This is a genomic window from Glaciimonas sp. GG7, from assembly GCF_052976905.1.
The window spans coordinates 1-8,848 of the sequence record NZ_JBRIIQ010000128.1; the positions used below are offsets into that span (position 1 = coordinate 1).

At 54.8% G+C, this 8,848-nt stretch carries 7 protein-coding genes; 6 read left to right on the plus strand and 1 reads right to left on the minus strand.

Features of this window, described 5'->3' with window-relative positions; genetic code table 11:
• A partial coding sequence (locus tag ACVBEF_RS19130; protein WP_447125517.1) for a bifunctional rhamnulose-1-phosphate aldolase/short-chain dehydrogenase occupies positions 1 to 1,257 on the minus strand: 1,257 nt, incomplete at its 3' end.
• Positions 1,258 to 1,727: 470 nt separating this feature from the next.
• Here ACVBEF_RS19130 and ACVBEF_RS19135 point away from each other — a divergent pair.
• The 6 genes from ACVBEF_RS19135 to ACVBEF_RS19160 all read left to right on the plus strand — a co-directional run.
• The gene (locus ACVBEF_RS19135; RefSeq protein ID WP_447125511.1) at positions 1,728 to 2,534 is read left to right on the plus strand and encodes a DeoR/GlpR family DNA-binding transcription regulator; all 807 of its coding nucleotides are present in this window, start codon (positions 1,728 to 1,730) and stop codon (positions 2,532 to 2,534) included.
• A gap of 57 nt (positions 2,535 to 2,591) precedes the next feature.
• A complete protein-coding gene (rhaS, locus tag ACVBEF_RS19140; protein WP_447125512.1) occupies positions 2,592 to 3,596 on the plus strand; it encodes a rhamnose ABC transporter substrate-binding protein in 1,005 nt (334 codons plus the stop codon).
• A gap of 248 nt (positions 3,597 to 3,844) precedes the next feature.
• On the plus strand, positions 3,845 to 5,389 hold the full coding sequence (locus tag ACVBEF_RS19145; protein WP_447125513.1) for a sugar ABC transporter ATP-binding protein: 1,545 nt from the start codon (positions 3,845 to 3,847) through the stop codon (positions 5,387 to 5,389).
• A gap of 101 nt (positions 5,390 to 5,490) precedes the next feature.
• Complete coding sequence (locus ACVBEF_RS19150; protein ID WP_447125514.1) at positions 5,491 to 6,492, plus strand: ABC transporter permease; 1,002 nt, start codon at positions 5,491 to 5,493, stop codon at positions 6,490 to 6,492.
• Positions 6,489 to 7,502 (plus strand): ABC transporter permease, encoded by a 1,014-nt coding sequence (locus ACVBEF_RS19155; protein WP_447125515.1) that lies wholly within the window; start codon positions 6,489 to 6,491, stop codon positions 7,500 to 7,502. The genes ACVBEF_RS19150 and ACVBEF_RS19155 overlap by 4 nt, the downstream gene beginning before the upstream one ends.
• A 22-nt stretch (positions 7,503 to 7,524) precedes the next feature.
• The coding region (locus ACVBEF_RS19160) for an FGGY-family carbohydrate kinase (RefSeq protein ID WP_447125516.1) at positions 7,525 to 8,848 on the plus strand (1,324 nt) is incomplete at its 3' end.

Here is an 8,848-nt window from a genome sequence, read left to right on the forward strand (position 1 = left end):
TGCATGCCGGTGAGATCGCACACGCTGTTGTAAGGAGGCTGCTTTTTGGCGATGTACACCGTTGGCGCCGCGCATGACGTTGATCGCATTGACATAGAACTCACCTGCAATCCGTGCGGTGGCCTTGTCTTTGGCAAAGGACAGCATACCGACACCGGGGATCAGATAAATGATCGGATTGGCGTCGCGCACCGCCGGGCTGTTGTCGCGCTTGCAGCGGGTGTAATAGGCGATGTAGTCGGCGCGATACGCGGCCAATGCATCGTCTAGTCCGGCAACGATACGATCAAAGTCTTGATTCGCGGGATCGAAATCGATCACAAACGGACGGATTTTGGTGCGCAGAAAATGATCGGGGCAGGAAGTCCCGAGCGCGGCCAAGGGCTGTAAATCAGCACTGCAAACAAAGTCGAGTACGGTGGCGCTGTCGTCAAAATGCCCGAGCTTATATTCATCCTTGCTGATCTTGCCGCGCAACAGCGGCATCAGACGCGCGGCGAACGCTGCCCGTTCGGCGGCGGCCAAGGGCTGGACTTTGCTGCCGCCGAATGCCGGTTGGCGGCTATTGGCGGCCAGCCAGTCTTCTGCGCGCTTAATAATCTTGAGCGTGATTTCGTAGCAGGATTTGGAGGTGTCGCCCCAGGTAAACAGGCCGTGGCCTTCGAGCACGATGCCTGTTAATTGTGGCTGCGCCTGTGACAAAGCCTCTAGCTTAAGACCCAGATCGTAGCCGGGACGCTGCCACGGCAACCAACCCAACTCGCCCTCGAATACTGTCTTGGTCAGCGCTTCGCTGTTGGCGCACGCTGCAATCGCAATCACCGCATCCGGGTGCATGTGATCGACGTGGTTCCGGTTGATGTACGCATGCAAGGGGGTATCGATGCTGGCGGCACGCGGGTTGAGGTTGAAGGTGCAATGCGGCAGGTAGGCCACCATTTCATCTTCCAACGCTAATCCGCGATAGCGGTTTTTGAGTGCACGCAGCTTGTCCATATACAGCGTCGAAAAACCATCAAGCTTGATGCTGCCCAGATCGCCGCCGGAGCCTTTGACCCATAACACTTCGACCTGTGCAGCGCTCAGATGATCGGTCATGGCGATTTTGGCGGAGGTATTGCCGCCGCCAAAATTGGTAATGCGCATGTCTGAACCGAGCAGGTTGGAGCGGTATAGCAATAACTCTGGCTCGCTCAACTTTGCAGCTACTGCATCGTCCCACAGCGAGCTGATGGGGTCTTGTTTAGTGTTAATCATTACTGTCATACCGTCTCCTGTCGATTTTTATAAATAGTAAGACTTATGCAAAAATTTCGGATATCCGTTCGAACTGAGTAGCCCGCAAGGGCGTATCGAAGTCAGCACTGACCGCAAGCACATCTTCGATACTGCGCAACTCAGTCCGAACGGGTTGTTATAACTACATAGGTCAGCGTAAGGCCTGATAAGGCCGCAGTCCTTGCTAATGCCATTGTTTGCAGCCCTGAGCAATGGCGACCAGTAGAAAGCAGCCGGCAATCAGTGTCAATCCATGTGCAATCAAAACAGCGATTGAAATGCAAATAATCATGATGTTGATCAATGTCTAATCAGAATAATGATTGCATCTCAAATAATCATCGAGTTGATTGATTGGTGATTGACTTCCCTTTCTCAAATGCTTAGCCTGCTTTACCGATAAAGAGATCCTCCTGAATAAAAAGAGAGGGTCCGACCAGGAGACAAGATTGATCAATCACAAGCGCCGTAAAGGTCTGCTGAAGTTACTCGCCGAGCACACGACGGCCAGCGTGGAGCAATTGGTGGTCTGGCTGAGTTCTTCGCCAGCGACAGTACGGCGCGATATCGTCTGGCTGGCCGAGCGCAATCTGCTTACCCGCACCCGTGGCGGCGCAGAAAATCTGCAGCAGAAAAAACGCACGTTTGCGCTCTCGGGCGAAACCTTCCACAACAATATTGAACGCTTTGCCCCGCAAAAACGCGCCATCGCCAGACAGGCTGCGAACATGTGCGCCGATGGTGAAACCATCATCATCAATGGCGGCACCACGACTTACATGATGGTGGAGTTTCTGGCTGACAAACGGCTGAAGATTCTGACCAATTCCTTTTTGATGGCAGAGCGTTTGCTGAGGTCGAGCGAAAACGAAATCATCCTGCCGGGCGGCAAGGTCTATCGCGAGCAAAACGTGATTCTCAGCCCCTTCGATAACGACATCACCCAACACCATTACGCCGCCAAAATGTTCATGGGCGTCTATGGCTTGTCCATGCTGGGCTTGATGGAGGCCGATCCGCTGTTGATCCAGGCGGAGAAGCGCCTCATCAGTCAGACAGAAGAATTGATTGTGTTGGCCGACAGCTCCAAATTTGCCAGAAAAGCGGGCCTGATTTTGTGCGGCCTTAACCGTGTTTCTTGCGTGATTACCGACACTGATGTGTCGGACGCAGCCGCGCAGATGCTGGAGCAAGCGGGTGTGAAACTGATCACGGTCGCGCCAGAAGCGGTGCCGCAGGCAAGGCCAGACAATTGATTTAAGCAGGGCTGTAGAGCATTCGTTTTGCAGCGTATTACCCAAGGAGACATCGCAATGAAACTAAAAAAAATATTGCTCGCAGCATTGACTGTGAGCATGATCGGCGGTCTGGTCAATAACGTACAAGCGGCAGAAAAAATCAAAATCGCGATGGTCGTCAAGAGCCTTGGGAATGGTTTTTTTGACGCCGCCCATGAAGGCGCAAAAGAAGCGGCGAAAGAACTGGGCGATGTCGAGGTCATTTATACCGGCCCGACCACGCCGACCGCAGAAGGCCAGATCGAGATCATCAATTCTCTGATCAGCCAGAAGGTCAACGCCATTGTGATCTCGGCCAATGACGCCAATGCACTGGTGCCGATTACTAAAAAAGCGATGCAGCGCGGCATCAAAGTCCTCTCCTTTGATAGCGGTATCGCCAAAGACGGACGCCTGATGCAGCTCAATCCATCGAACGCGCAATTGATTGGCCTCAAACAAATCCAGATGGCAGCGGACGCTATCGGCGGTGCTGGCGATATAGCGATTCTGTCGGCCACAGCACAAGCGACCAATCAAAATATCTGGATCGGCGAAATGAAGAAAGCTTTGCTTAAACCGGAGTTTGCGAAAATCAAACTGGTTGCCACCGTCTATGGCGACGACCAATCCGACAAGAGCTATCGCGAAGCCATCGGCCTGTTGCGCAGCAACCCCAACCTCAAAGCCATCATTGCCCCGACGACAGTGGGCATCAATGCCGCTGCTAAAGCGGTGGTCGATGAACATCTGGTGGGCAAGGTCTATGTCACGGGCTTGGGTTTACCGTCTGAAATGGCGGGACACGTTAAGAGCGGCGCGGTGAAAAGCTTTGCGATCTGGAATCCGATTGATCTTGGTTATGCCGTCACGTATGCAGCCTATGAATTCGTCAAAGGAAAAGCCACTAGCAAAGCTGGTGCGAGCGTAACGGTTGGTCGGATGGGCAAAATTACCTTGGATGCGGACAACGAAGCGGCGCTGGCGCCACCGTTTACGTATGACAAGGATAACGTTGATAAATTTGCGAAGATTTTCTAAGACGTTTTTATAAAACGAAAATCAGGTGAGCAATCACGTTTACCTATTTTGATATTTCTTCGCTACCCGTTCGCCCTGAGTAGACGCGTAGCGTCGTATCGAAGGGTACACATGTCTGTGCGCATACTTCGATACGCCCGATGGGCTACTCAGTACGAACGGAGTAGGAGGATTTCTCACTTACGCTAAAAAGCAACGAGAACAACGACGCCGTTTGCCTCCCCATCACCATTACCACCGAAACCATCATGACCACTGTGCCCCACATCCAAGACGTACCACACGCACAGCCACCACCGGTACTGACGCTATCGGGCATTTCCAAACGTTTTCAGGGCGTCATTGCGCTCAATAATGTCGGCCTGACGGTGCACGCTGGTGAAGTCATGGCATTGATCGGTGAAAACGGCGCTGGCAAATCGACGCTGGTCAAAACCCTGACCGGGATATACCAAGCCGATGGCGGCACGATTCATATGGCAGAAAAACTGGTTTCTTTTGCCAGCCCGCAAGCTGCGATGCAGGCCGGGATTACTGCCGTCCATCAAGAAACAGTGATGTTTGATGAGCTGACCGTGGCCGAAAACATTTACATCGGTCGCCAGCCGCAACACGGTTTTCCACGCCGGATCAATTGGGCCTTGATTGAAGCGGAGGCGGAAAAATTATTCGCCCGTCTTGAAGTCTCGCTCCCCGTGCGTGCCAAGGTCAAAGACCTGAGCGTGGCGCAGCGTCATTTTGTCGAGATCGCCCGCGCCCTGTCGCACAATGCCCGCGTGGTGATCATGGATGAGCCGACGGCCTCCTTGTCGCAACGTGAAATCCATGAGCTGTATCGGATCATCGGCCAGTTGCGCAACGCCGGTACGGCGGTGATTTTTATCTCCCATAAATTCGATGAAATCTTTGCCGTTGCCGACCGTTACACGGTGCTGCGCGATGGTCAATTTGTGGCGACCGGTGCACTGGCCGACATTACCGAGTCGGCGTTGGTGTCGCTGATGGTGGGGCGCGAGATTCATCAGGTGTTTCCAAAGATTGCCATCACGCTCGGCCCGACCTTGCTGGAAGTGGAACATTTATCGCATCCGACCGAATTTAACGATGTCAGTTTTTCGGTCCGACAAGGCGAAATTGTCGGCTTCTACGGTCTGGTCGGCGCGGGTCGTTCGGAAGTGATGCAAGCACTGTTCGGGCTGACCGGCGACGTCACAGGCAGCGTCAAACTCAACGGCACCGCCATTGCCATTGATTCTGCCAGCGACGCCATCGCGCATGGCATCGCCTATGTGCCCGAGGACAGACAGCATCAGGGAGCGCATTTGTCGCTGCCGATTGTGCATAACATTACGTTGCCGATTTTGTCGGATATCGGATTTTTTCTGTTTGGACGCCGCAAACAAGAGACCGCCATCGCACGCCATTTCAGCGAGCAGCTGGAGTTGAAGGCCAGTTACTTTACGCAGATGGTCTCTGAATTATCGGGCGGCAATCAACAAAAAGTGGTCCTGGCGAAATGGCTGGCAACCCATCCGAAAGTGATCATTTTGGATGAGCCAACCAAGGGCATCGATATCGGCTCCAAGGCTGCCGTGCATCGCTTTATCAGCGAACTGGTGGGTAAAGGTTTATCGGTGATTCTGGTGTCGTCGGAATTGCCGGAAGTGCTTGGCATGGCTGATCGGGTCGTGGTGATGCATCAGGGCCATATTAAAAAAATCTTTTCACGGGCAGAGGCCACACCGGAAAACGTCGTCGCAACTGCTTCCGGTAGCGCATTGGGAACAACATGAACTTCTTCAAACCAGGACTTACGCAAAACTGTCTCAGCAAGGCGTGCCGACGAAGACAGTACGATAGTACGGCCAGGAGGCACAACGCCGCTGGGGCAATTTTGCGTAAGTCCTATAAACAACGCGAAACCTTGCTGGCCCTGCTCATCGTTGTGTTGATCGGCTTGGTCGGGCTGCGTGCGCCGGTCTTTCTGAGTATGTCGAGCATGTCCAATCTGCTCACCGACAGCACCTTGCTGATCATGCTGGCGCTGACGCAAATGTTCGTCATTGTCACGCGTGGCATTGATTTATCGGTCGCTTCCAATCTTGCGCTGTCGGGGATGATGACCGCATTGCTGGCGGCCAAATTTCCGCAATTATCGGTCGCGCTGATCATGCTGGTGGCGCTTGGGATCGGACTGTTTTTGGGCTTGATCAACGGCTTTTTGATTGGCTATCTGAATCTGCCGCCCATCGTCGTCACGCTGGGCACGATGAGTGTGTATCGCGGCATGGTGTTTGTGCTCTCCGGCGGGGCCTGGGTCTCGTCGAACCGCATGTCGGCGGCGTTCATTAACTTTCCGCTCAATCATTTGCTGGGGGTAACGCATCTGGTCTGGCTGGCGGTAGCGGCTATTTTGGTGACCTGGTTTATTGCGCGGTATACCCGCTTCGGCAGGGATTTATATGCGATTGGCAATCAGCCGGTGGCGGCGCGTTATGTCGGTATTTCGACCTCGCAGCGGCTGCTGTGGACTTATGGCTTATCGGGAATGATGGCGGGCTTGTGCGGATATTTATGGGTGGCGCGGTATGCGGTTGCGTATACCGAGATTGCTTATGGCTTTGAATTTACCGTCATTGCAGCCTGCGTCATTGGCGGCGTCAGCATTGCCGGTGGCGTCGGTACGGTCGCCGGTGCGGTACTGGGCGCGTTGTTTTTGTCGGTGATCAATAACGCCTTGCCGATTGTGAAGGTGTCACCCTTCTGGCAAAGCGCCCTCACCGGCATCGTTATCTTGAGCGCCGTGGTGATCAATGCACGCGGCAATAAAAAGACCGGCAGACAGATATTGCCGCTGCATCTGGTGACGTCATCGGTCAAAAGGAGTGCTGTGTGAACGCGCCATTGCCTGCCTCAGATATCACGACATCGCGTTACACCATTGGCGAGCGCAAGGGGTTTCGCTTCAGGGAATTAATGGGGCGCTGGGAAACCCTGCTGGGCCTGTTGTTCATCATGGTGTTCATTGCCAATAGTGTGCTGCTGCCGAACTTTTTTGATTTTTATAATCTGGCCGATAGCACGTTTAATTTCAGTGAAAAGGCGCTCATTGCGCTGCCGATGGCGTTGCTGATTATTTGTCGGGAAATCGATATCTCGGTCTCCGGCATCCTTGCGCTGTCGTCGGTGGCGATGGGGCTGGCGAATCACTATGGCGTGCCGCCGCAAGGATTGCTATTTGTGGCGCTGGCGACCGGTACTGCGTGCGGTTTTTTAAATGGTTTTCTGGTGACGCGGTTTGCCTTGCCATCGATTGTGGTGACGATAGGCAGCGTATCGCTGTTCCGTGGTTTGTCGAGCGTGATCCTTGGCGATCAGGCGTTTACCGGCTATCCGCAATTGCTGGCGGACTGGGGCCAGGGCTACTTCTTCGAGGTTATTCCGCGTGAATTTGTGGTGCTGATCGTGTTCGCCATCGTGTTTGCCGTGTTGCTGCACGCAACGCGTTGGGGACGCCGGATGTTCGCCATCGGCAACAATCCGGTCGCGGCACAGTTTTCGGGTATTGCGGTGGACCGTTACCGGCTGGCGCTGTTTATGCTCACGGGTGCGATGGCGGGTCTGGCGGGGTATTTTCTGACGGGAAGAATTGGCAGCACCCGCCCCAACATTGCGCTCGGCTGGGAGCTCGAAGTGATCACCATGGTGATTCTGGGCGGCGTGAGTATCGCAGGCGGCGCGGGCAGCATAGGCGGGGTATTGCTGGCGGTACTGACGATGGGCATGGTGACGTATGGACTGGCGCTGGCGAACGTTCCCGGGATCATCATGACCATTATTGTCGGTGTGCTGTTGCTGATCACGATTGCGCTGCCGCGGTTATTGCGGGGCATGAACCGGGCATAAAAAAAATCACCTTGATTAAGCGATGGAATTAATGGATGCGATGGACGCAACGGTTGTTCTCGACATTGGCAAAACCAATGCAAAACTCACGCTCATCGATGCCGCTGGCAAGACGCTGGCCGAGCAGCGCTGTCCCAACACCATCGTCAAGCACGGGCCGTATCCACATCACGATACCGAGCGGATATGGGATTGGATGCTCGTTACGTTGCAGGGTTTTGCACAGCACGCCACGATCACCGCCATCGTCCCGGTTACGCACGGGGCCACTGCTGCGCTGGTTGATGACTATGGTTTAGTGCTGCCGATACTAGATTACGAATCGCCCTTGCCGCAAACCCTGAATCAGCACTATCAGGCGCTGCGACCGCCCTTTGCCGATACTTTTTCGCCAGACTTACCGGCTGGCCTCAATCTGGGCCGCCAATTGTTCTGGCTGGCGCAAAGCTTCCCCAGGCAATTTAGCCGGGCGCGGCATATCCTGACCTATCCGCAATACTGGGCCTGGCGTTTGTCTGGCATCGCCGCTGGCGAAATAACCTCGCTTGGTTGCCATACCGATTTATGGCAACCGTTGCAGGGAAAATACTCCACGCTGGTTGAACACATGGGCTGGGAACATCTGCTCCCGCCGCAGCAATCGGCCTGGACCGCCTTGGGCGTCTTACGCCCGGAATGGCAATCACGCACCGGCCTACCGCCCCACTGCCAGATCCTGTGCGGCATCCACGACAGCAACGCCTCACTGTTGCGCTACCTCGGCACAGACGCTGGCAGCGTGCGCACGGTGTTATCAACCGGCACCTGGCTGATCGCCGCAGCGTTCGACACCCCGCTCGACAAGCTGGCAGAACAAGCGGACATGCTCGCCAACGTCAACGCACTGGGACAACCGGTAGCCTGCATGCGCTTCATGGGCGGGCGTGAATTTGCAGCGCTCGCCGGGCCGGACCCGAAAACATGCACACCCGCCGACCTGCAACGCCTGATCGACCAGAACACGCTGGCACTGCCTTGCTTCTCGGAGTCCGGCGGCCCTTTTTTCGGACAAGTCGGGAGGATTGCAGGACCACTACCGCAATCGGCAGAAGAACGCTATGGACTTGCCACGCTGTATTGCGTGTTGATGACGGATTATTGTCTGACGATGCTGGAATCAGCGGGATCGGTGGTGGTGGAAGGGAGTTTTACCGACAATCCGTATTTTTCTGCGCTGCTGGGGGCTTTGCGCACACAGCAGACGGTGGCGGTGTCCGATGATGCTAGCGGGACGACATGCGGTGGCTGGATGTTGCGTCACTGGGGGCGGGCTTTGGTGATGGGTTGTACGCCGGTACAGCCTATGG